A 23,071-nucleotide genomic window follows, 5' to 3' on the forward strand; every position below is an offset into this window, starting at 1 on the left:
TATTCGCAAAGCGCGGACAAGCGGTTGAGTCATGGGCAAGTGCTTATTCCGCGGGCGCACCAGCGACATTCTTGCGAGCGGCATCCACCATCAGCCGCCGTGCGCGGAACACGCCCCATTGCTGGTCGACCAGCACGCCGATGAGGATGACCCCTCCCATCACCGCGAAGTTGAGGGAAGACGGGATGCCGAGCAGATTGACAAGGTTCTGCAGCTCCTGCAGCAGCACGGTGCCAAGCACGACGCCGATCAGCGAGCCCTCGCCGCCACGCAGCGAGAAACCGCCAAGCACAGCAGCGGCAATGGCGTAGAGTTCGTAGAACTGGCCATGGCTGGCGGGTGAAATCGAGCGCGTGTACATGGCGAAGTAGATCGCAGACAAGGCGGTCAGCACGCCGCAGATGACATAGGCGGCCATGACGATCCGGCCGGTGCGGATGCCCGAATATTTCGCCGCCTCCTCGTTCTTGCCGATGGCATAGAGATAGCGGCCGAACACCGAGCGGTGCAGCACCACCCACATGACGATGGCGATGATGATCAGGGCGAAGAAGGAGTTCGGCACGCCCCAGGAGCGGCCAGCGGTGAGAAATTCGAGGTCAGGAAAATTCTGGCCGAAGGCGAAGCCGGCCGTGCCGTCGGCGGTGTAGAAGCGCGCGACGCCGCGATAGATCAGCAAGCCGCACAGCGTCACGACAAAGGGTTGCAATTTCAGCCGCGTGATCAGCCAGCCATGCGCCAGCCCGATGATCGCGCCAAGCACAAGGATGAGCATGAAGGCAACAGGCCATCCCATGCCGCGCACGGCGATGAAGTCGATGAACAGCGTGCCCAGCAGCGCGACCAGCGAGCCGACCGACAGTTCGATGCCGCCGGTGATGATGACGAAGGCCTGGCCGATCGAGAGGATACCGAACAGGCCGATCAGGTTCGAGGTGTTGGCAAGGTTGATCGGCAACAGAAAGCGCGGATTGATGATGGCGACGATCGCCCCGACCACCAGGATCAGGATCAGCAGGCCGAGATCTTTCTTGCTCATCGTCGTCTCCGCTTACGGCCTAAGCGCGTCGCGCGCTCCGGCTCCTTGGTGTATGCATGTCGTTGTCGCGAACCCGAGGTCACTTCTGCGCGACAGCATTAGTTTGCCGGCTTGCCCACAGCCAGCAGCAGCACGTTTTCCTGACTGAACTGGTCCTTGTCGAGAATGCCCGAGATCTGGCCCTCATGCATGACGGCGATGCGGTCGGACACGCCGATCACCTCTTCCATGTCGCTGGAGATCATCAGCACGGCGACGCCGGCATCGGCGAGCGCCCGCATCAGCCCGTAGATTTCCGCCTTGGCGCCGATGTCGATGCCACGCGTCGGTTCATCGAGGATCATCACCTTCGGGTTCATGGCCAGCCACTTGCCGAGCACGACCTTCTGCTGGTTGCCGCCCGACAGCGTGCCGGTGCGTGTCTGCACCGATGGCGCCTTGATGCCGAGATCCTTCTTCTGCTTCTCGGCGGTAGCGTTCTCCGCACTGGCCGACACCAGCGAGCGCCTGGCATGCGCCGGCAGATTGGGTAGCGAAATGTTCTGCGCGATCGACAGGTCGAGCAGGATGCCGGTCAGCTTGCGGTCTTCCGGCACCAGGAAAATGCCGTGCGCGACGGCGTCGGCCGCGGAGCCGAGCACAAGCGGCTTTCCGTCGAGCTCCAACGCGCCGCCAAGGCTGCCGTCAATACCGAAGAACACGCGTGCCAGCTCGGTACGGCCGGAGCCGACCAGGCCGGCAAGGCCGAGGATCTCGCCGCGCCTGACATCGAGGTCGACCGGGCGGCCGGGGTAGGTGGGAGTGCGGACGGCCTTGGCAGCGAGGGCGACGGCGCCGGGCGCACGCGCGGCCTCGGATGCCTTCTCGCGCTCCTTCAGCATGCGGCCGATCATCAGCTTGACCATCTGGTCGTGGTTGATGTCGCGCTTGCCCAGCGTGCCGGCCAACATGCCGTCGCGCAGCACGACGACGCGGTCGGCGACGCGCTCGACCTCGTGCAGGCGGTGCGAAATGAAGATGACGCTGATGCCATCGGCCTTCAGCGCCTTGATGACGTCGAGCAGTTTGTCGGTTTCGGCGATCGGCAGGCTCGATGTCGGCTCGTCGAGGATGACCAGCCTTGCCTTGATCGACAGCGCCTTGGCGATCTCGACCATCTGCTGTTGCGCAAGCGACAGGTCGGCGACCTGCGTGTCGGCGGAAAAATTGGCGCCGACGCGCTTGAGCAGCGGCGCCACCATGGCGCGCAATCTGGCGCGGTCGACGAGCTTGAGCGGTCCGGCGCGCAGCGGTTCACGGCCAAAGAAGATGTTGGCGGCGACATCGAGGTTTTCGAACAGGTTGAGTTCCTGGTGGACGAAGGCGATGCCGGAGCCCAGGCTGCCTTCAACCGTCAGTCCCTTGTGGGCGGTGCCATCGACCGTGATGGTGCCGGTGTCGGGCGTGGTGACGCCACCGAGGATCTTCATCAAGGTCGACTTGCCGGCGCCGTTCTCGCCGACGAGGCCGATAACCTCGCCCGGCCTGACCTCCATCGAGAAGCCATCGAGCGCGACGACGCCCGGATAGGTCTTGCGCACGTTCTCGAGACTGAGGAACGGGGTGATTGCCGCGATGGATGTGTCGGAATAATTCATCATGCCTGACAGCGATTGGCGGGCCGACCTCTCAGCAGACTGACGATCCCGGCCGGGTTCGTCAATGCGGGCGGCCGGCTCAAGCGAAGCTGAGCCGGCCGAACTGCTTCCTGGCCTTAGTTTCCAGCCATCGCCTTCAGGTTGGCGGCATAGGCGTCGACATCATCCTTGCCGATGATCTTGGTCGGGATGATGATCAGCGCATTGGCCGGGATGCCCGACTTGTCGCCCTTGAGATAGGCCGCCATCAGCTTCATGCCCTGATAGGCCCATTCGAAAGGCTGCTGCACGACGGTGGCGGCAATGGTGCCTTCCTTGACGCCGCCCAGCGTGATCGGATCGTCATCGAAACCGACGACCGTGATCTGGCCGAGCTTGCCGGCGTCGCGCAGCGCTTCATAGATGCGCGGCGTGTTGTAGGAATAGAACCCGACCATGCAGGTCACGTCGGGGCTGGCGACCAGCGCGTCCTCGACATTCTTCTTGGCGCGGGCCTGGTCGATATCGTCGCCACGCACGTCGTCAAGCGTGATCTTGGTGCCGGCCAGCCCATCCTTGAAGCCCTGGATGCGTTCCTTGGCATTGTCGGCACCGAGCAGGCCGACGAAGCCGAGGCACTTGCCGCCATTGGGCATCGCCTTCTTGGCGATATCGGCGGCCTGCTTGCCGGCGTCGACGTTGGACGAGCCGATATAGGCGACACGCTTGGTCTGCGGAGCGTCGCTGTCGGTGGTGAACAGCGCTGTTTGCGAGGCGATCTTGTTCAAGCCATCGGTCGAGGTCTTGGGGTCAACCGCCGAAACCATGATGCCCTTGACGCCGGCCGTCACCAGATCGTCCATCAGGCGCTGCTGGATGGCGACCGAGGACTGCTCGGGATATTTCAGCTCAAGCGTGTAGTCGGGCAGTTCGCCTTGCGCCTTCTTGACGCCGGCTTCGGCCGCTTTCCAGAAATCGGAAGCGCCGTTGACGACGAAGGCCAGCGTCGGCTTGTCGTCGGCGCGCGCGATGGCTGTCGCCGTCAGGCCGACAACCAGGGCCGCGGCGGCCACGGATGCATTGCGTATCAAGGATTTCATGTTCAACCTCCCGTTTTGGTCCAGCCATTCGGCTGACCGGTCTTGCTCACTAGAATTGCATTGCTCACCTGAATTTGCCGTTTGCGGCTTGGACGCCCCTCCTCCTCAGGGGTTCCCGGCACTCACGAGAATGGCGTCGTTCCAGCCACGACAACGGACTTTAGAGACTCATCCATCATTCGTAAATAGTCCGATTTGTCTGACATATCACATGTCCGAGACAGGGGTTGCGGAGGCAATGTCCGCTCGCCATCGGGCCAGTCACGCACGCTTTTCCGCCGCGCCGGAACCCAACGGGGCCGGACGCGACGGATTGACGTTACAGCGCATTTTTGTATTAGTAAATACTATTAGTTTTGAGCTAACATTCGGTACGCCTCATCGACATTCCAGACGACGTGCCGCGAGCCTACACCCTGGGCGACATGGCGGCATAAGCCTTACAACCCTAGCTTTCCCCGGATAGCCGGAACCTGATGACCGATGGACCACGCGGCTACTAATAGATATAACCATCGTGACGATTTCTATAAATCGACACTGCAGCGCCGTCTTGTCGGCCAGGCAGGCTGCCGCTAGACAGGACTGGGGATTGGGGACACCAATGAGCGAGACGACGGATCCGGTCAGCGAGACGGCGAGACGCCGCAAGGCGCCGGCAAAGCCCAAGGGGCGGGTCACCATGACCGACATTGCCAGGGCCGCCGGCTGTTCGCAGGCGACCGTTTCCTTCGTGCTCAATAATTCACCCGGTATCAGGCTGTCGCAGCAAACCCGCGAGCGGGTGATCGAGGCCGCCCGGGCGCTGGGCTACAGCGCCCCCGCTTTTTCGGCACTGCGCAAGCCTGTTGCCGCCTTCGACGGGCTTGACGGGGTGATCGGCTTTGCCGTCGACCAGCTCGCCACCAGCCCGGAGGCGGTGGTCGCCATCGAGGGCGCGCGCCAGGCCTCGTGGAATGCCGGCAACGTGCTGCTGGTGGCACAGACCATGGGCGACGCCGTGATGGAACCGCGCGCCATACAGGCGCTGACCAGGCGGGGCATTTCGGCGCTGATTTACATGACCATCTTCACCCGTGAGATCACCGCGCCCGACTACCTCTACAGCCTCGATATCCCGGTGATCCTGCTCAACTGCTACACGTCGGACTATGCCTTCCCCGCCGTGGTGCCTTCCGAGATCGCCGGCGGCCAGAGCTCGACCCGGCATCTGATCAGCCATGGCCACCGCCGCATCGCCACCATCACCGGTGAGCCGTGGATGCAGGCCGCACAGGACCGGCTGAAGGGCTACCGCCGCGCGCTCGCCACCGCCGACATCCCGTTCGACCCGGAGCTGGTGGTCGAGGGCGACTGGTCGGCAAGCGCCGGTTATGCCGCAACGGTGAAACTTTTGGCGCTGAAGGACCGCCCGACTGCCATCTTCTGCCAGAACGACCGCACCGCGATCGGCTGCTACGAGGCGCTGAAGGAAGCTGGCCTGCACATTCCCGGGGATATTTCCGTGGTCGGCTACGACGACGAGGAAATCGCCCGGCACCTTTTCCCGCCGCTGACCACATCGATCCTGCCGCACATGGCGATGGGCCAGTGGGCGATCGAACAGCTGGAAGCACCCTTGCCCCCCGGGCAGGGGCGCTATCCCATCACCAAGCTGGAGTGCCCGCTGGTGGAGCGGGAGAGCGTGCGGGCGGTGGCGGGGAGTTAGCGATATGCGCGAACGTTTCGCTTGGGCCGACGGGGCAAAGCGGAAGGCCAATGCTACATGCGCGAGCGTATCCGAGACGCCATTTCTTCATTGAAATCGGCATCGGCCTTTGGCACGGGATACCGTAGCAAACTCACGATTTCGGCAAGAATGCGCAGATTGGTTTTTGCTTCACCAAGCGCGAAGCGAATTTCCTGCACCGTCATTCGATCAACCCGAGACGCAATCTCTTCAATGAATATGTCGCTGTTTCGCCGGCGAGACGCCGGAAGGTGAGCGTCTCCTGGATCAACGATTTGATCGATCGCTACGGGATGACTTATCCGCGCGCCATCACCGAGCGCGACATCACCGAGCGCGACCGGGACAGGCTGCATGAGATCGCCAAGGAATTCCGCGTCATCTTCTCGATGCCGCAAGACGAGCTCGCCAACTTCTCCAACGCCGTGCTCGAGAAGACACGATTTTCGCCACGCATCATGAACCATGGCGGGTCTGGGTGGCACATCCACTACTACGACGATTTCTCCTTCGATGAGCGCATCCGATCCAACACCGCCATGTCGATCATGTCGCTGATCATCCATGGCGAAGCTGGACGGCTGAAGACCTGCAAGGCCGAGACCTGCGGCAACGTCTTTGTCGACACGACACGGAATGCCTCGAAGGTCTATTGCGACGTCAAGACCTGCGGCAACCGCGCCCATGTCGCCAATTTTCGTGCCAAGGCACAAAATTCGACGCCCTTCTAGCTCCTTGGAAAACGGACGCGGTGCCGGTCGTCAAAGCGCAGCGCGTGGTTTTCGAAACCTTGTCATCACGCGCGCGTTCCCTGTGGCGCATACGCACCCACGAAACGGAGCCAAGGTTCAGCCAAGCCGAATGCCGAATGCATCGAATGCGGGATAGCGGCCGGTAATCAGCAGGACTTTAGGATGGACCTCACTCCAGACCTGCATCGGCAACCCTGCAACGTACGAATGCGTCTCCGCTCCCTACGCCTTTTTCAGGAACTCTGTCCGCAGAACCAGGTTCTTGACCTTCTCGGCCCGACACTCGACCTCATCCTCGTTGCCCGTGAGATGGATGTTCTTGATCAGCGTTCCCCGTTTCAGGGTGACGGACGTTCCCTTGACCTTGAGATCCTTGATGAGCGTGACGGAATCTCCTTCGCTCAGCGGAGTGCCGTTGCTGTCCTTGACCTTCATGATTTCGCTTCCTGCCTTTGTGCATTCAATCCGTTGAGGAGATCGGCGAGTTCCTCGGCATCGTGCTGGTTCATTCCAACGATGGTTCGGCTGCCCATCTCGGCGGGCCGTCCGGTCCAAGCATCGTTGACGGTCCAGGTGCCGGTCGGCTCCTGAAAAGGTTCGTAGCGCTGAGTCATGCGGATACGATAATTGCCGAGCCCCGTCGTGCCAAGGGCCGATTAATATTTTTCGCTTTGTATTGATGTTTAATACGTCAATGATACCATTATGGATATCATTTCTCATATTCAGACGCTGATGCCCCCATGATCACGGCTTCCCAGCTTCGTGCTGCCCGCGCCCTTCTCAACATCGACCAGAAAACCCTGGCGGAAATGGCGAGCGTCTCGCTGCCGACGATCCAACGAATGGAAGCCAGCCAAGGCAATGTGCGAGGCGTTGTCGATAGCTTGATGAAGGTGATCAACGCGCTCAACCGCGCTGGCGTCGAGCTTCTCAGCGAACATGTGCGTAGCGACGATGGCGGCCGTGGTGTCAGGTTCCGCCATCCGGACATACCGCCGGGCAAGCCAAACTAGGCCCTACAAAGCACAGCGTCGACGCCACGCATTCACCGCCCCTTTGTCTTTCCTTCTCCAGAAACATTCAATGAGCCTTTCCCGCCACATCAGCTTGCGGTCCTGCTTTTCCGCATGGAAAGACAAGGTTCGATCATGATCCTGTATCTGCGTCGGCTGACCGGAAAGGAACGAAGCGAAAGATCCGATCGGCATCTCGCCCGTTTCCTGACGTTCATCGCGGGAGCCGCCAACGCTGGCGGCTTCCTGGCGGTTCAGCAGTACACGTCCCACATGTCCGGCATCGTTTCGTCGATGGCGGACCATCTGGCACTCGGCGATGTCGGACTGGCGCTTTCCGGGTTGGGGGCCTTGTTGTCGTTTGTCACAGGCGCCGCCTGTTCGGCTATCCTGGTCAACTGGGGAAGGCGGCAGGGCCTACAGGGCGAATACGCATTCCCGCTTGTCCTGGAAGCTATCCTGCTGATCTGTTTCGGTCTGCTCGGCGGCCATCTTGCGCGTCATGAAGCGCTGTTCGTGCCAATGACGGTGATGCTGCTTTGTTTCATCATGGGGTTGCAGAACGCCATCATCACCAAGCTATCGGAAGCCAGAATCCGGACGACGCATGTCACGGGCCTGGTGACGGATATGGGCATCGAACTCGGCAAGCTGCTTTACTGGAACATCTCAGGCAATGACTCGGACAGACTGTTCGTGAAAGCAGACCGGAGAAAGCTGAGACTGCTTGCTTCGCTCGTGGCATTGTTCTTTATCGGCGGCGTCATCGGCGCTGTGGGTTTCAAACACATCGGCTTTGCGGCGACATTGTTTCTCGCCGCCATTCTCCTTGTGCTGGCCTCCATGCCAGTCCTGGAAGATGTGTCCATCCGCATGAAGCGGCTCTGGCAGTAGCTCGACAGGGCTTTGACGCTCTAGGCGGTTCGTCGTGGCACATGCCAAGGCCTGAACGCCAGGAGGCCAAGCTCCCGTTCGATCTCCTCGGCTCCGACCGACGGCGGCATCAGCATCACCGGTTGGACGAGATCCCGTACCTTGCCTGCCATGACGAGTGCGTTGCGATCCTGAGCGCCGCGGATATCGAGCAGTCTGACATCCGCCCAGATATTGGCGAACTTTACGGCAACGCGATCCGGCATGATGTCGAGGTCGTGACGGGCATGAACGTTGCCGATCAGAATACCGGAAGAATTCTTGAGACGCGTCTGCGCTAAGCCGAAGAATGTCTCGGCGCACAGGTGATCCGGGATGCGCCGCCCGGAATATGCGTCCAGAACGATAGCATCGTAGCGGTGACGGCCGGCGCGCAAAAAATCCCGCCCGTCGGAGATGCAGCAGTGAACCCCATAAGGTAACCCAAAGTATTTCCGGGCGATCTGGAAAGCCTTTGGATTGATGTCGACGACCGTAACACGCACACCAGCCCTATCCAGCATCGTGCCCAGGCTGCCACCGCCACAACCGATCATCAGGACATCGGACACCCGCGCCTGTGCGAGGAGACCAAAGATGGCGTGTATATAGGGCACGACGCTGACGCCATTCGGATCGCACTCGCTTTGATAGCAGCCACCTTGGCGATAGATGAACGAACCGGAGTCCTTGGCCCGCAGAACCTCGATGTTGCCGAAATCGGTATGATATTTCGCAACCCGGATCATGACCTGGTCACCACAGCCAAACTCCTAAGTCCGCCGCTCAACTCGTCTCTCGAACGGCCTTTCGCCAAGGCGTTTCGCGGCCTCCGTCATGGCAGGCCCGTTTTGCATTTGCCGGGCACCGGGGAGCGCCCAATCCCGGCTCCTGTCGCGCGGTTTCCCATGGCGCAGAGATAGATGTGTCACGCATCATTTATTGAATGCACCGCATTTTAATATATGCTGCAACCCGCAGGGACAATATCTCAAAGCTAACAATGAGAGATGCAACCCGTGATAACTGCTCCACAGTTGCGTGCCGCGAGGGCGCTCCTCGGCGTTGACCAGCGCAGGCTGGCCGAATTGTCCGGCCTGTCGGTGCCGACCATTCAGCGCATGGAAGCCAGCGAGTCGATTATCCGGGGCAACGTCGATTCCCTGATGAAGTTGATTGGGGCCCTTGACCTTGCGGGCGTCGAGCTAATCGCCGAGGGCGCCTCCAGCCAGATCGGTGGACGTGGCGTGCGGCTTAAAGCGGATTTCGACCCCGCCAAAGTGCTGGGCGGTGTCGATGCAGGCACCAAATTCACTGCGAGGAGCGTGGCGTGACTTCGGACGCCGCGGTCCTCCTATGGGGCGTTGCATCGCTCCTGGGGACAGCGGTGCTTGCGATTGCGTTGAGCCGCACACCGGGCTCGGGAACACGCCTTGTCTACGGCTTGACGCTCTGTGTTTCGGTCGCCGCGCTCTTGGTCCTCGCTGGCCGCATTCTCGAAGACCCCCTCACGCCGTCGACTGCCGTATTGCCGCTCGGGCTGCCCTGGATTGGGGCTCATTTCCGCCTGGATGCGCTCTCGACTTTCTTCCTCGTCGTCATCAATTTCGGCGGCGCCATGGCCAGCCTTTACGGTCTCGGCCATGGCAGCCACGAGCCCTCGCCGCACAGGGTGCTGCCGTTCTTCCCCGCCTTCCTCGCCGGAATGAATCTGGTCGTGCTCGCGGACGACGCCTTCATCTTCCTGTTCTCCTGGGAATTCATGTCGCTCTCTTCCTGGGCGCTGGTCATCGTCCACCATCGCGAACGGGAAAATGCACGGGCCGGTTACATTTATCTCGTGATGGCGAGTTTCGGCACGCTCGCGCTGCTGCTTGCGTTCGGCTTGTTGTCCGGGCCGGGCGGAAACTACACGTTCGAAGCGATGCGTGCCGCGGGGGCCACCCCGCTCGTCGCCACTTTCGTCCTAGCTCTCATGTTGCTCGGCGCCGGCTCCAAGGCTGGTCTCGTTCCGCTACACGTTTGGCTTCCACTCGCTCATCCGGCCGCGCCAAGCCATGTCTCAGCACTCATGAGCGGCGTCATGACCAAGGTCGCCGTGTATGGCTTCATCCGCGTTATCTTCGACCTGCTCGGTGAACCGACATGGTGGTCGAGCATCATCGTCCTTTTCTTCGGAGGACTCACCGCTGTCTTGGGAATCCTTTACGCGTTGATGGAAAAGGACCTCAAGCGGCTGCTTGCCTACAGCACCATCGAAAACATCGGCGTCATCTTCGTAAGCCTTGGTCTCGCGCTCGCCTTCAAGGCGAACGCCATGCCATCAGCCGCCGCGCTGGCGCTTACCGCCGCGCTGTTCCACGCTCTCAACCATTCATTCTTCAAAAGCCTGCTTTTCTTCGGCGCCGGCGCCGTGCTCACCGCAACCGGCGAACGGGACATGGAGAAGCTGGGCGGCCTTATCCATAAGATGCCGCAGACCAGCTTCGTCTTTCTCGTTGGCTGCGTGGCGATCTCCTCGCTTCCGCCCTTCAACGGCTTCGTCTCCGAATGGCTGGCTTTCCAGGCTGTCTTGCAAAGCCCGGATCTGCCGCAATGGGCCCTGAAGGTGATGGTGCCCGCGGTCGGCGGCCTGCTGGCGCTGTCGGCGGCGCTGGCCGCGGCCTGCTTCGTAAAGGCCTTCGGAATTACGTTTCTGGGCCGACCACGGACCTCGGCGGTGGAACAAGCGCACGAAGCCGACCGCTACTCGTTGGCGGCAATGTTCATCCTTGCCGCGCTCTGTCTGCTTGCCGGCATTCTGCCGGGCTTTGTCATAGATGGCCTTTCCCCCGTGACGCTTTCGCTCATCGGCAGCCGCATGCCGGTGCAGATGGCGCAACCTTGGTTTTCGATCGCGCCAATCGCCGAGAGCCGCAGTTCCTACAACGGCCTGCTGGTGTTTGTATTCATCGCCATTTCCGCATCCGCCGCGGTCTATGTCATCCATCGCTTCGCCTCGCACGCACTCCGTCGCGGTCCCGCCTGGGGTTGTGGCTTCGCCGATGCCGTCCCGGGCTCGCAGTACACGAGCGTCAGCTTCGCACAGCCTATCCGCCGGGTCTTCGGCACATTCGTGTTCCGCGCGACTGAAAGGGTCGAAATGCCGACACCCGGCGATACCGGTCCGGCCCGCTTCAATCTGGAAATCCATGACGTGATCTGGGAGACGCTGTATCTGCCCATAGGCAAGGCCCTCGACTTTGCGACCGACCACCTGAACCATCTGCAGTTCCTGACGATCAGGCGCTACCTGACCCTTGTATTTCTCTTTCTCATTGTCCTGCTTTTGGTGCTCGCACTATGGCCCTGATCCTTGAGTTGGCCGTTCAGGGCGCGCAGATGTTGCTGGTGCTTTTGCTGGCACCGCTCCTGACCGGCTTCGTCCGCAAGGTGAAGGCAAGGCTGTTGCGGCGCCAGGGCCCTCCTCTCATCCAGCCCTATCGCGATCTCTTGCGGCTCATGCGCAAGGAGGTCGTTCTGGCCGACAATGCATCCTGGCTGTTTCGCGTCATACCCTACCTGATCTTCGCCTTCACCTGGGTCGCCGCCGCGCTCATACCGACATTCGCCACCGGTCTCGAGTTCAGTTGGACCGCCGATCTCATAGCGATCGTGGCGCTGCTTGGAAGCGCACGGTTCTTCCTTGCGCTGGCGGCGATGGACGTCGGCACGAGCTTTGGCGGCATCGGCGCCAGCCGCGAGGTGATGATCGCGTCCCTGGCCGAGCCCGCCATGCTCCTGATCGTGTTCAGCCTGGCACTCGTTGCCGGAGCGACGCAACTGTCCACGGTGGCGGCTTTCATGGGCTCGCCGCAGGTTGGCCTGCGGGTATCGCTCGGAATGTCACTGATCGCTCTCGTCATGGTGGCAATCGCGGAAAATGCCCGTGTACCGGTGGACAACCCGGCGACGCATCTGGAGCTGACCATGATCCACGAGGCGATGGTCCTGGAATATTCCGGTCGCCATCTGGCGATGATCGATTTCGCGGCCTTCCTGAAGCTTCTGCTCTACGTCTCGCTGATTTCCTGTGTCTTCGTTCCCTGGGGGCTCGTGACCACCGGGGCCGGGCCCTGGGCCTATGTTCTGGGCGTCATTTTCTACATCTGCAAGCTTGCCGCGAGCGGCGTTCTCCTCGCCTTGTTCGAGACTGCCATCGCCAAGATGCGTGTCTTCCGCGTCCCGGATTTCCTCGGGGCAGCGCTCATGCTGGCCCTGCTTGCCACGCTCCTGCGGTTCGTCTCGAGGAGCCTCTGATGAACGGCCTCACCTTCGACATCGCTCATCTGCTGGCCGGTGGCCTGGTGCTGGTCAGTTTCATGATGCTGTACCAGGATCGCCTCTTTGCACTGATCAACGTTTTTGCGGTTCATGCCATCGTCCTCGCCCTGTCGGTGGCTTGGCAGGCCTACATACAGGACGCGCATCATCTCTACGTCACGGCGGCGATTGCCCTCATTTTCAAGGCGATCATCATTCCCGTCGGGCTTCATCGCATCATTCAGCGGCTCGGCATCCATCGCGATATAGAAACGGCGGTCGGGATCGGTTCGACCATGCTCGCGGGAATAGGGCTGGTGACCCTGTCCATGGTCCTGATGCTGAGGGTCACCCCCTACGCCGCCCCCCTCGCCCGCGAGGACCTGGCCTTCGCGCTGTCCATAATACTGCTGGGACTCCTGGTGATGGTCACCCGGCGGAATGCCGTCAGCCAGGTGGTGGGATTCATGTCGCTCGAGAACGGCCTGGTCCTTGCCGCCACGGGGGCCAAGGGCATGCCGCTGGTCGTCGAGATCAGTGTCGCCTTCTCGATCCTCATCGCCTTCATCGTCATCGGTGTCTTCCTGTTCCGCATCCGCGAGAGGTTCGACTCGGTCGATGTCGGCGCGCTCGACGACTACAGGGGAGAACATCGTTGACCGCGTTTTCCCTCGATGCGGTGGCCGCCATTTTGCTGATACCAGTCGTCGCGGCCGCGCTTCTGGCGGCGCTGCCGAATTATCGGCTGGCGGCTGGCCTCAATGTCGCCGCGAGCTTGCTGACCTTGCTCGCCGCAATATCGCTTTTCGTCACGGTTCGGCCACCGCCCGGTCAATACCTGCTCATCGACGATCTCAATATCGTTTTCATCGTGCTCAACACGTTCGTCGGCTTCACGACCAGTGTGTTCAGCGCCTCCTACATTGCGCACGAACTGGATACGGGACGGCTGACGGCGACGAATTTGCGATTTTATCACGCAATGTACCAGATCATGATGTTCGGCATGAATCTGGCGTTCGTGTCGAACAATATCGGCTTGATGTGGGTGGCGGTGGAACTTGCCACGCTGACCACCGTGCTCATGGTCGGCATCTACCGCACGCACGAGGCGCTGGAGGCGGCCTGGAAGTATTTCATACTCGGCAGTGTCGGCATAGCGCTTGCCCTCTTCGGCACCATCCTCGTCTACATGGCCGCGCAGCCGATTGTCGGCGAAGGCACGAATGCCATGGTCTGGACAGTGCTTATCGAGCACGCGGCGCGCTTCGACCCGGCGTTGCTCAACGTCGCCTTCGTCTTCCTGCTGCTCGGCTATGGGACGAAGGTTGGTCTTGCGCCTTTGCATGCCTGGCTGCCCGATGCGCACGCGGAAGGCCCGACGCCGATTTCAGCGGTGTTGTCGGGACTGCTCCTCAACGTCGCGCTCTATGCGGTGCTTCGCTTCAAGCTGCTGCTCGCGGCCAGCCCGGACGCGATCGCGCCTGGGCCACTGATGATCACGATGGGGCTCACCTCCCTCATCTTCGCGGCCTTCATGCTCTACCGCCGCCGCGACATCAAACGTCTGTTCGCATACTCCTCCATCGAGCACATGGGCATCATCGTGTTCGCTTTCGGCATGGGTGGCCCGCTCGCCAATTTTGCCGGACTGCTGCACATGGTCATGCACAGCCTGACCAAGTCGGCGATCTTTTTCACGGTCGGCCACATCGCCCAGATCAAGGGAACACAGAACATTGCCGAGATCCGGGGGCTGACGGAAACGCATCCGGGGCTTGGCTGGGCGCTCGTCATCGGCGTCGTTGCCATTGCAGGCCTGCCTCCGCTCGGCATCTTCATGAGCGAATTCCTGGTCGTGAGTTCGACATTCGCAAGGCACCCCCTTCTGGCGATTCCTCTGGTGTTCGGGATTCTGCTCGCTTTCGGCGCCCTGCTGCTTCGGTTGACCGGCGTTGCTTTCGGCGAACCGCGAGGCAGCACCGCGCCCGCCGAGGCGTCCTACGTTCCGATGTATTCCCACCTGGCGCTTGTGTTTGCCGCCGGCATCTATCTGCCACCACCGCTGGTCATATGGTTCCAGCATGTCGCCAACCTTCTGGGATGAAGCGGACGGGAGAAAAGACATGCCCGCACTGAGCGACCTCATCCTTGCCGGCAAGGGTGTCGACAACCATTTCCCCTGGTCGCGCGCGGTGGTGACTTCGAAAGAATGGAGCTTTGCCGTCGGGCAACTGGCCGAGGGCCACTGGAGCCTGCTCGGTTTTTGGGGCGAGCCAGGCACCGTCCACATGGCACTGTTCGACGAGACCGCCGGGGACATCGGCGTTGTCAGCCTGCTGTGTCCGGATGGCCGCTACCCGTCGGTCGGCCTGCTGCACCCGCCCGCATTGCGCCTTGAACGTGCGGCGGCGGACCTATTCGGGCTCTTGCCACAGGGCGCGCCCGATACACGACGGTGGCTTGACCATGGCCACTGGGGCATCAGCTTTCCGTTGAGTGCCCGCGTCCGGACTTCTGTTGCGGCGGCGCCCCCCTACCAATTCCTGCCTGCCGAGGGGGAAAGCCTGCATCAGATCCCGGTCGGGCCCGTGCATGCCGGCATCATCGAGCCAGGGCATTTTCGATTTACAGCGAGCGGCGAAACGGTCGTCCGGCTGGAGGAACGCCTGGGGTACACGCACAAGGGCATAGAGGGCTTGATGGCGGGGTCCGACATCGACCATGCCGCCAAGCTGGCGGGCAGAACCTCTGGCGACAGTACCGTGGCATACGCCCTTGCTTTTTCCCGCGCGGTCGAAGCGGCCCTGGGTATCGAGGTTCCTCCGCGCGCGGTCTGGCTGCGAGCGCTCATGGCCGAGCTGGAGCGTGTGGCCAACCATCTGGGCGACATCGGCGCCATCTGCAACGACGCCGCCTTCGCACTCATGCATGCCCACTGCGGCGTGCTGCGCGAGCGCGTATTGCGGGCAAGCGATGCCGCCTTCGGCCATCGTTTGATGCGCGACCGCGTCGTGCCCGGAGGAGCGTCGACCTACCTGAACGACGAGGGGACGACAGCGATCTGGTCCCTGATCGCGGAGATCAGGCAGCGGTTTCCGGCGCTTGTGGAACTCTACGACAACACCGCGTCGCTGCAGGATCGGACGGTCGCAACTGGGCGGCTGAAGGTGGAGCTCGCTCGACAATACCGCGCCGGAGGGTATGTCGGCCGGGCCTCCGGCCAAGAATTCGATGCGCGACGCAGTCTGGCCTATCCTCCCTATGACGCGCTCAACTTCAATGTGCCTCTCCTCCAGGAAGGCGACGTGAACGCCCGTGTCTGGATTCGCATTCACGAGGTCGAACAGAGCTTGTCCCTGGTCGAGCAAATCCTGCGCCAGCTGCCGGGCGGACCGATCCGTGTCGACTTTGCACGGACAGGCGGCCCGCATGAAGGCATGGCGCTCGTCGAGGGTTTCCGGGGCGACATTCTGGCCTGGCTGCGCATTGGTGAAAGCGGCCTGGTCGAGCGCTGTCACCTGCGCGATCCGTCATGGTTTCAATGGCCGCTGCTGGAAGCGGCCATCGAAGGCAACATCGTCGCCGACTTCCCGCTATGCAACAAATCGTTCAACTGCTCGTATTCGGGACACGACCTCTAAGGGTCCAAGGCAAGCCATCATGCGCAAGCTCCTCTTCGAAAGCCTGATACGCCCGCCGCTGACCGAGCGTCCGCCGCGAGTGAGCGACGCGGCGGTTGACGAACTCGCACGCGCCCTCAACGGGGTTGCTCATCGAAGATTGGGGCGAAGCCTGTCGATCCGGGCAGTCGATGCCGGTTCCTGCAACGGCTGCGAACTCGAGATGCACGCGCTCAACAACGCTTTCTACGATATCGAGCGTTTTGGAATCCGGTTCGTCGCATCGCCGCGCCATGCCGATGTCCTGCTTGTCACCGGGCCGGTGACCAAGAACATGCGCGAGGCATTGCAGCGGACCTATGACGCAACTCCCAACCCCAAATGGGTGGTCGCGCTCGGCGATTGTGCCCAGAACGGCGGCTGTTTCGCCGGCAGCTACGCCGTGGTGGGCGGAGTGTCGGAGGCGTTGCCTGTCGATCTGCACATTCCAGGCTGCCCGCCACCGCCCATCGAAATTCTGAAGGGCCTGCTCGCCTTGCTTGAGGGCGTGAATTCAAAGGCCGCCGTTGCCCGAAGTTGACTATCGATGTGGAGGGCTCTTCCGCCACCAGGCAGCAAAAGCTCCAGACCTGAAATGGCATCCCGACCGAGATCACGTCGGCAGATGTTGCCAAGTTTCTGCGCGACGTTGCCAACGGCAAGACCCGAGCCGACGTCAAAACGAAAAAGCGAGGGCGAGCGATCGTGCGCGGAGGTATTGGCACAGGCTCGCGCGGTGTAGGTCTTCTCGGCGGAATCTTCACGTACGCCATACGGGACGGGATCATCGAAAAGAATCCGGTTCATGGCTTTCGCAAACCAAAGGATCGCGTTCGAGACCGTCGTCTGACCGAGCGTGAGTATCGGGTGTTGGGCAAGATTCTCGCAGACGCCGCTGACGAGCCGCAGTGGGAAAAGCTCGTCAAAGACACACCACTTGAGAGCGTTACACCGCACGTGCTTCGTCACAGCTTCGCGAGCGTTGCAAACGATCTCGGGTTTACCGAGTCGACGATAGCTGCCTTGGTGGGACATTCTCGTGGAACGATCACGAGTCGCTACATTCACACAGTAGACACCGCGCTCGTAATGGCAGGCGATACAGTCGCTAGCTACATTCAGGCCTTGCTTGATGGAGTGAAGTTCGAGCGCGCAAATTATGCGCTGGATCACAGCGCGTAAGGATGCAATGCGGAAATTCTTGACGGCGGCTGTGGAGTCTACCGAGCGGATGGTCCCATGACGTGTCCGTCGAAAGTCGTCCGGCTACTCAGCTAAAGTCAATCCGGATTGGGACGGCATCTGCTATCAGGCACTCGGATTTCCTGGTAACGGGAACTGATAATTCATGCTATCGGCATCGCGATCGGTAAAGGCTTCGCAGAGGCCTAATAGAGGTGCAAGCAAATCCTCTCTGTCTGACTGGTTGGGCCAGCGCCGTACGGAGTCGCGGACGACGAAGATCACGCAGCGCTCGCGTATTCGGGATGGGTCTTGGCGCCGGTGATATAGGCGACAACGTCCTGGCCGTCAGTTTCCTCCTTTTTCAAGTTGGCGCATATGCGGCCGCGCCGCCAGACGACGATGCGATCGCATAGGTCCATCACTTGGCGCATATTGTGGCTGATCAGGATCAGGGGCTCACCCGCCTCCTTGAGCGCGCGGACAATATTCTCGACCTGCATGGTCTCCTGTACGCCGAGGGCGGCTGTGGGTTCGTCCATGATTGTAAGCTTGGAATGGAAGGTGGCGGTCCGCGCGATCGCCACACACTGACGCTGGCCGCCGGACATATTCTGGATCGTGTTCGCGATGTTCGGAATCTTCACGCCAGTCTTTTTCAAGGCAGCAACGGTCGCCTCCCGCATCGCCTTGTAGTCGAGGATCGAGAACAGTCCGAGATTGAAGCGGATCATTTCACGGCCGAGAAAAATGTTGTCGGGAACATCCAAATGGTCAGCAAGGGCGAGACTTTGAAAGACCGTTTCGATGCCTGCCTCGCGCGCCTCAAGCGGACCTTGGAAATCCACCTCCTTACCGCAGAACCAGACCTTGCCGGAGGTTCGCTGCTCGACCGCTGTGATCTGACGAACAAAGGTGGATTTCCCGGCGCCATTATCGCCCATGATCGCGACGTGCTCGCCCTTGCGGATCTCAAAGTTGCAATCGATCAGCGCGTGAACACCGCCATAGTGCTTGGTCAGCCCCTCGGTCCTAAGGATTACCTCGCTGAACGGCGCCTTTGAATGTGGAGCGTCCTTGCCGGAAAGTGTTGCCTGAATGTCGCTCATCAAATCCTCCTACAGACGGGCAGAGGCGCGGCGCTGGCGCCACTGATCGAGAACGACGGCCCCGACGATGATCCCGCCCTTGACCATCTCCTGGTAGTAAGCGTCGAGCTTCAAGAATGTGAAGCCTGAGATGATCACGCCAAAGATCAACGAGCCAAGCACGGTTCCGAGGATCGATCCGCGACCGCCCGACAAGCTGACGCCGCCGATAACGGCCATTGCTATGGCGTCGAGTTCATACCCGAGGCCCATACTGGCTTGGGCAGTCAGATTTTTGGATGAGACCACGATCGCCGCAACTGAGGCGAGGATGGCGGCGAGCGTGTAGACAACCACTTTGTGGCGGTCGACTTTGACCCCTGACATTCGAGCCGCCGCCTCGTTGGAGCCGATGGCATATATGTGTTTGCCGTAGAGGGTGTATCGCAGTACGAGGTGGAACAGAATTGCCAAAGCGACGTAAACGAAAACCGGCATCATACCCTTGCCGATTGCTGCGTAGCTCTCGGTCGGGAAACTGATCGGCTCGCCCCTGGACCACCACTTCGCGACGCCGCGAGCCGTCACCATCATGCCAAGGGTGGCGATGAATGGTGGGATCTTGGTGTAGGCGACCAGCGCGCCGTTGATCAGTCCGGCGATCAAGCCACACGATAGACCCACGACAATGGGCACGATTACCGGAAGTTCCTGCCAGCCGACCGGCAGATACAACTTCGGATTCAGCTGGCCGTTGACCGTCAAGACTTGCGCAAAGCTTACGGCGATCATTGAGGTTGCCCCAACGACCGAGCCCGAGCTGAGGTCGATGCCGCCGACGAGGATGACCTGGGTCACGCCGATGGCGATGATGCCGACGATCGAGACTTGCAGGATGATGACACTCAGGCGGGCGGTGTTAAAAATTGAGGCGGCGTTCGGCCGAGTATTGAACAAGAATGAGTCGTGATAGATGAGCCAGCCTAGCGCCTCGAACACAAATACTATCAGGACAAGGGCAATGAAGATGTTGAATTCTGGCGGGCGTTGCCGCTTTGACGCATCGGAGTTGAGCCTGCCGACCCCTTGGATGTTTTTCGCCATAGTGATTCCCTGTGCCGCGTCCAATTGGTCCCGCACCTCACACTGCGGGATCCGGGCCACTGTTTTCGCGGAGGCCCGGGTTGCGACGGCTCAGTTCTTCTTCAGGTAGTCGCCGATGTTGTCGGGTGTCACCAGTTGGAACGGGACGAAGACCCTTCGGTCGACTTTCTTCCCGTGAGCCAGGGCCAGTGCCGCGTCTACAGCGCCCTTTCCCTGTCCGGCGGCGTCCTGGAAGACGGTCACGTCCAGATCGCCTGCCTGCATCGCCTGCATACCATCCTGGCTGGCGTCGATGCCGGCGATGAGATAGGGCTTTACATCGGCTCCAGACGCCCGGATCCCCTGGATCGCGCCGATGGCGCTTTCATCATTATTCGCAATCACGCCGTCGAACGGGGTGCCGGTCGAGAGCCAGTTGGTCATCAGGTTCTGCGCCTGCTCCCGCTGCCAGTTCGAGGTCTGCCTGTCGATGATGTTGATCTTGACGCCGCAGTCGGGGCCGCCGATCACGTCGAGAATATCCTGGGTTCGCTGGACAGCGGCCTGGTTCGAGAGCTCGCCCATGATGACGTAAACGCTTGCCTCGGTCTTGCCGGCCTTCTTGAAGAGCCGGCAGACTTCCTTTGTCTCGAGGGTGCCGGAATCGCGTTCGTTGGAGGCGACCAAGGCCTGGTTGGCGGGAAGGGTATCGATGTTGATCGGCTCGCGGTTGAGATAGACCAGCGGAACGCCGGCCGCAGCAGCAGCATCCGTCATCGCCTGGGTGGCCGACGTATCCTGCGGCTGGACGATGATTGCGTCGACCTTGTTGGCAGCGAAGTTCTTGATCTGGTCCAGCTGCTTGGCGACATCGCCCTGCGCGTCTTCAACCTGAATTGTCACGCCGTTAATGGACTTTGCATAGGCCACCATTGCGTTCCTGATGACTGTCCCGAAGTTGTCGTCAAACCGCGCCATCGATACGGCGATGGTCTCGGCAGATGCCGCACTTGCCATCGAGATGATGAGTGCGGCCGATGCCAGAAGCTTTCTCATTTTGTTCTCCTCCAAACGCCCTCCAGGGGCGCATCCACGTTCAGTCAAGGCACGACTGATGGCGATCCTTCGCGTGCGGGATGCATGTTTGATGCGCCCGCAAGCTGGTTCCCTCCCAAGTCCGTCTCTATCCGGAATCGCCACACCTGTCAACATACCGCACTTATGTGCGATAATCGCACACCTCCAAGATACCCCGGACACCGGCACTGGCGACGAAAGCATTGGGCCTCGAATTGCCGTGATCGACGCCGTCGACTTCCAGCCGCGACAAAATCGGCGCCCCTTGGACCTCTGACCGTGCGACATGCGAAGCCTAGGCGGCGTGACCGGTCGCCAGCACGGCGCGGGCCACCCGGTGCTGCCGCCGCCAGACAGAGCTATCGCGCGGCGGCAGCAATCAGCCGTGACAATGAAGCCGATGCCGTCCAGACACTGGTCACAACACGCCTGGCCGCGTTGTAGCCCCACACTGCCCGCCCGACGGAGGATCGCTCCCAACTGTCATTGTATCAATCTGGAAACGCGCAGGCCGAACCGCACCAGCGGCACCCAGCGAGGTGCTGCTCATTCAGCTCCGCCTCAGATGCGGGAAACCTTCACCGGCAGACCCGTTTCGTACGACTCCTGCGCAGCCTCTCCCAACCGCAAGGCCTGAACCCCGTCGTCGGCACCAGGAGCAGGCAGCTCTCCCTTCACAAGGCACTGGATGAAATAGGCGAGTTCGGCGACATAGGCTTCGCGATAGCGCTCAATGAAGAAGCCCTGGGGCGGCTCACGGCGGATCCCGTCGCCATCTGCCCTGGAAACCGAGGTATCGAATCGATTTCCCAGTTCCAGTTTGCCAGCGGCGCCGTGCACCTCGACGCGCTGGTCGTATCCGTAGGTTGCTCGCATCGCATTGTTGACGGTCACGGTCACGCCCGAAACCGACTTCAGGACGACGAGTGCTGTATCAACGAAGCCAAGCGCCGCGATTTCCGGCTCGGCATAGCAGGCACCCGTAGCATAGACCTCCTCAAACTCCTCGCCGATGAGCCATCTGGCCACATCGAAATCATGCACCATCATGTCGCGAAACAGCCCGCCCGACCGGGCAACATAGTCGAGCGGCGGAACTCCGGGATCGCGGCTGGTCAGAAAGACAAGCTCCGGTGCTCCGATCTCACCCTGTTGCAGCTGCCTGTGGAGGGCCGAGAAGCTCGCATCGAACCGCCTGTTAAACGCAAGCATGCAGGCAATTGACTTTTTCCGGACACGTTCCGCGCTTTGTCGAGCAGCGACGAGATCACGCTCGAACGGTTTCTCGCAGAGGATTGCCTTGCCGGCCTCGATTGCCATGTCGACGACAGCCGCGTGCGTTTCCGCCGGTGTCGCAACGACAACGACGTCGACGTCCCTGCGGCTGACGAGTTCCTCTACGGACCGCATCACTGCCGCATCGCCCGAGAGCCGCTCCGCAGCCTCCCGCCATTCATCGAAAACCGCACGCACAGTCGCATCGGTGCGCATCCGCACATTGCCGGTGTGCACTTGGCCCATGCGCCCAGCGCCTACAATCCCGAAGCCTATCGTCATGTTAATGCACCTTCTGGGTCTAATCGCCACCCCGCACTGGACCGACGGTCTGGCGGATTCCGCGACTTAAGGTCGAGAACAATACTCCCGTCTTTCAATCATTATTTCGATTACGACAGGAGTCGGACATGAGAGCTTCCGCTCTGTACTGAGTGCGATGCCTAAATCGCCCGTTCAATCGGCAGTCCAACCACCGTCAACCATAAGGGACGACCCTGTCACCAAGGCAGCAGCGTCCGACGCAAGGTAGGTCACTGCAGCCATAATATCTTCGACCTTGCCGATACGGCCTAGTTTGATTTTTTCCGTGATCCATTTCATCCGCTCCGGGCTCGCGAACGTCTTCTCGGTCAGACCGGTGCGAATGAAAGTGGGGCAGATTGTGTTGACCCTGATGCCGGAACTTCCCCACTCGATTGCCATGGACCTGGTGAACCCCTCCACCGCATGTTTCGTCGCACAATAGACGGCACGATCAATTCCACCGACATGCGCCATCTGCGACGAGATTGTGATGATCGAGCCCGGCCTGGCGGCCGCGATCAGGCCCCTGGCGACAGCCTGTGCCACGAAGAATGCACCCTTGACGTTGACGGCAAATGCGGCGTCGAAATCATCGGCGGTCGTGTCGAGAGCGCGCCCGTGGCGGGCGATGCCTGCGCTATTGACCAGAACGTCGAAGGGACCGCTCTCTGCGACGGTCACCCTCATCCCCTCGACGTCCTGCACGTCGAGGCCGAGGGCCTGAGCGACCAGCCCTTCGGCGGCAATAGCCTTCGCCGCCTCGTCCAGCCGCGCCGAAGGACGCGCCGCCAGCGAAACGGCAGCGCCGGCTTCGGCAAGGGCCATGGCCGCGGCGAGCCCGATCCCGGAGGACGCACCGACCACGAGGGCCTTTCGCCCATCCAGCCGGAACGACGGAGTCCTGGGAAGCGACATGCTCAAACTGACCTCCT

The 23,071-nt window shown here is 61.1% G+C and carries 22 protein-coding genes and 2 pseudogenes; 12 read left to right on the forward strand and 12 right to left on the reverse strand.

Features of this window, described 5'->3' with window-relative positions; genetic code table 11:
• Window positions 1–43: 43 nt before the first annotated feature.
• The 3 genes from EB231_RS02615 to EB231_RS02625 form a co-directional block, all read right to left on the reverse strand.
• The gene (locus EB231_RS02615; protein WP_172347466.1) at window positions 44–1,039 is read right to left on the reverse strand and encodes an ABC transporter permease; all 996 of its coding nucleotides are present in this window, start codon (window positions 1,037–1,039) and stop codon (window positions 44–46) included.
• 98 nt (window positions 1,040–1,137) lie between these two features.
• Window positions 1,138–2,676 (reverse strand): sugar ABC transporter ATP-binding protein, encoded by a 1,539-nt coding sequence (locus tag EB231_RS02620; protein ID WP_172352787.1) that lies wholly within the window; start codon window positions 2,674–2,676, stop codon window positions 1,138–1,140.
• A gap of 116 nt (window positions 2,677–2,792) precedes the next feature.
• Window positions 2,793–3,755, reverse strand: a complete 963-nt coding sequence (locus EB231_RS02625; RefSeq protein WP_140770502.1) for a sugar-binding protein — start codon at window positions 3,753–3,755, stop codon at window positions 2,793–2,795.
• Window positions 3,756–4,359: 604 nt separating this feature from the next.
• On the opposite strand from EB231_RS02625, the gene EB231_RS02630 reads away from it, so the two are divergent.
• Window positions 4,360–5,463, forward strand: a complete 1,104-nt coding sequence (locus EB231_RS02630) for a LacI family DNA-binding transcriptional regulator (RefSeq protein ID WP_172347467.1) — start codon at window positions 4,360–4,362, stop codon at window positions 5,461–5,463.
• 53 nt (window positions 5,464–5,516) lie between these two features.
• Here EB231_RS02630 and EB231_RS02635 read toward each other — a convergent pair whose 3' ends face one another.
• Window positions 5,517–5,669, reverse strand: coding sequence for a hypothetical protein (locus EB231_RS02635; RefSeq protein ID WP_172347468.1), 153 nt, complete (start codon window positions 5,667–5,669; stop codon window positions 5,517–5,519).
• A 66-nt stretch (window positions 5,670–5,735) separates the two neighbouring features.
• Here EB231_RS02635 and EB231_RS02640 point away from each other — a divergent pair, with 66 nt between their 5' ends.
• Window positions 5,736–6,215 carry a CGNR zinc finger domain-containing protein gene (locus tag EB231_RS02640; RefSeq protein ID WP_172347469.1) on the forward strand — a complete coding sequence of 160 codons (480 nt, stop codon included), beginning with the start codon at window positions 5,736–5,738 and terminating at the stop codon, window positions 6,213–6,215.
• 243 nt (window positions 6,216–6,458) lie between these two features.
• Here EB231_RS02640 and EB231_RS02645 read toward each other — a convergent pair whose 3' ends face one another.
• Both EB231_RS02645 and EB231_RS02650 read right to left on the reverse strand, forming a co-directional pair.
• Window positions 6,459–6,671 carry an alkylphosphonate utilization protein gene (locus tag EB231_RS02645; RefSeq protein ID WP_056568696.1) on the reverse strand — a complete coding sequence of 71 codons (213 nt, stop codon included), beginning with the start codon at window positions 6,669–6,671 and terminating at the stop codon, window positions 6,459–6,461.
• On the reverse strand, window positions 6,668–6,850 hold the full coding sequence (locus tag EB231_RS02650; RefSeq protein ID WP_172347470.1) for a hypothetical protein: 183 nt from the start codon (window positions 6,848–6,850) through the stop codon (window positions 6,668–6,670). The genes EB231_RS02645 and EB231_RS02650 overlap by 4 nt, the downstream gene beginning before the upstream one ends.
• 129 nt (window positions 6,851–6,979) lie before the next feature.
• On the opposite strand from EB231_RS02650, the gene EB231_RS02655 reads away from it, so the two are divergent.
• Both EB231_RS02655 and EB231_RS02660 read left to right on the forward strand, forming a co-directional pair.
• Entirely contained in the window at window positions 6,980–7,252 is a 273-nt protein-coding gene (locus EB231_RS02655) for a helix-turn-helix domain-containing protein (RefSeq protein WP_172347471.1), read from the forward strand.
• A gap of 132 nt (window positions 7,253–7,384) precedes the next feature.
• A pseudogene (locus EB231_RS02660) lies at window positions 7,385–8,134 on the forward strand (YoaK family protein); the annotation flags it as partial.
• 32 nt (window positions 8,135–8,166) lie between these two features.
• Here EB231_RS02660 and EB231_RS02665 read toward each other — a convergent pair.
• Complete coding sequence (locus EB231_RS02665; RefSeq protein WP_172347473.1) at window positions 8,167–8,913, reverse strand: fused MFS/spermidine synthase; 747 nt, start codon at window positions 8,911–8,913, stop codon at window positions 8,167–8,169.
• A gap of 270 nt (window positions 8,914–9,183) precedes the next feature.
• On the opposite strand from EB231_RS02665, the gene EB231_RS02670 reads away from it, so the two are divergent.
• The 8 genes and pseudogenes from EB231_RS02670 to EB231_RS02705 all read left to right on the forward strand — a co-directional run.
• A complete protein-coding gene (locus tag EB231_RS02670; protein WP_172352788.1) occupies window positions 9,184–9,498 on the forward strand; it encodes a helix-turn-helix domain-containing protein in 315 nt (104 codons plus the stop codon).
• On the forward strand, window positions 9,495–11,516 hold the full coding sequence (gene hyfB / locus EB231_RS02675) for a hydrogenase 4 subunit B (RefSeq protein ID WP_172347474.1): 2,022 nt from the start codon (window positions 9,495–9,497) through the stop codon (window positions 11,514–11,516). Before EB231_RS02670 ends, hyfB begins: the two co-directional genes overlap by 4 nt.
• Complete coding sequence (locus EB231_RS02680) at window positions 11,507–12,463, forward strand: respiratory chain complex I subunit 1 family protein (protein ID WP_096448855.1); 957 nt, start codon at window positions 11,507–11,509, stop codon at window positions 12,461–12,463. Before hyfB ends, EB231_RS02680 begins: the two co-directional genes overlap by 10 nt.
• Window positions 12,463–13,125 (forward strand): hydrogenase-4 component E, encoded by a 663-nt coding sequence (locus tag EB231_RS02685; protein ID WP_096448857.1) that lies wholly within the window; start codon window positions 12,463–12,465, stop codon window positions 13,123–13,125. The genes EB231_RS02680 and EB231_RS02685 overlap by 1 nt, the downstream gene beginning before the upstream one ends.
• The gene (locus tag EB231_RS02690; protein ID WP_172347475.1) at window positions 13,122–14,573 is read left to right on the forward strand and encodes a hydrogenase 4 subunit F; all 1,452 of its coding nucleotides are present in this window, start codon (window positions 13,122–13,124) and stop codon (window positions 14,571–14,573) included. Before EB231_RS02685 ends, EB231_RS02690 begins: the two co-directional genes overlap by 4 nt.
• Window positions 14,574–14,592: 19 nt before the next feature.
• Window positions 14,593–16,110 (forward strand): hydrogenase large subunit, encoded by a 1,518-nt coding sequence (locus tag EB231_RS02695; protein WP_172347476.1) that lies wholly within the window; start codon window positions 14,593–14,595, stop codon window positions 16,108–16,110.
• Window positions 16,111–16,129: 19 nt separating this feature from the next.
• Complete coding sequence (locus EB231_RS02700; protein ID WP_172347477.1) at window positions 16,130–16,669, forward strand: NADH-quinone oxidoreductase subunit B family protein; 540 nt, start codon at window positions 16,130–16,132, stop codon at window positions 16,667–16,669.
• Window positions 16,670–16,737: 68 nt separating this feature from the next.
• Window positions 16,738–17,341 (forward strand): annotated as a pseudogene (locus tag EB231_RS02705) (tyrosine-type recombinase/integrase); the annotation flags it as partial.
• 250 nt (window positions 17,342–17,591) lie between these two features.
• Here the strand turns inward: EB231_RS02705 and EB231_RS02710 are convergent.
• The 5 genes from EB231_RS02710 to EB231_RS02730 all read right to left on the reverse strand — a co-directional run bounded on the left by EB231_RS02710 (window position 17,592) and on the right by EB231_RS02730 (window position 23,054).
• The gene (locus EB231_RS02710) at window positions 17,592–18,419 is read right to left on the reverse strand and encodes an ATP-binding cassette domain-containing protein (RefSeq protein WP_172347478.1); all 828 of its coding nucleotides are present in this window, start codon (window positions 18,417–18,419) and stop codon (window positions 17,592–17,594) included.
• Between the two features lie 9 nt (window positions 18,420–18,428).
• Window positions 18,429–19,502 carry an ABC transporter permease gene (locus tag EB231_RS02715; RefSeq protein ID WP_172347479.1) on the reverse strand — a complete coding sequence of 358 codons (1,074 nt, stop codon included), beginning with the start codon at window positions 19,500–19,502 and terminating at the stop codon, window positions 18,429–18,431.
• 90 nt (window positions 19,503–19,592) lie between these two features.
• Window positions 19,593–20,537 (reverse strand): substrate-binding domain-containing protein, encoded by a 945-nt coding sequence (locus tag EB231_RS02720; RefSeq protein ID WP_172352789.1) that lies wholly within the window; start codon window positions 20,535–20,537, stop codon window positions 19,593–19,595.
• Between the two features lie 582 nt (window positions 20,538–21,119).
• Window positions 21,120–22,115, reverse strand: a complete 996-nt coding sequence (iolG, locus tag EB231_RS02725) for an inositol 2-dehydrogenase (RefSeq protein ID WP_172347480.1) — start codon at window positions 22,113–22,115, stop codon at window positions 21,120–21,122.
• A gap of 174 nt (window positions 22,116–22,289) precedes the next feature.
• Window positions 22,290–23,054, reverse strand: coding sequence for an SDR family NAD(P)-dependent oxidoreductase (locus tag EB231_RS02730; RefSeq protein ID WP_172352790.1), 765 nt, complete (start codon window positions 23,052–23,054; stop codon window positions 22,290–22,292).
• Between the last annotated feature and the right edge of the window lie 17 nt (window positions 23,055–23,071).

The organism is Mesorhizobium sp. NZP2298 (assembly GCF_013170825.1).
Classification (GTDB): Bacteria; Pseudomonadota; Alphaproteobacteria; order Rhizobiales; family Rhizobiaceae; genus Mesorhizobium.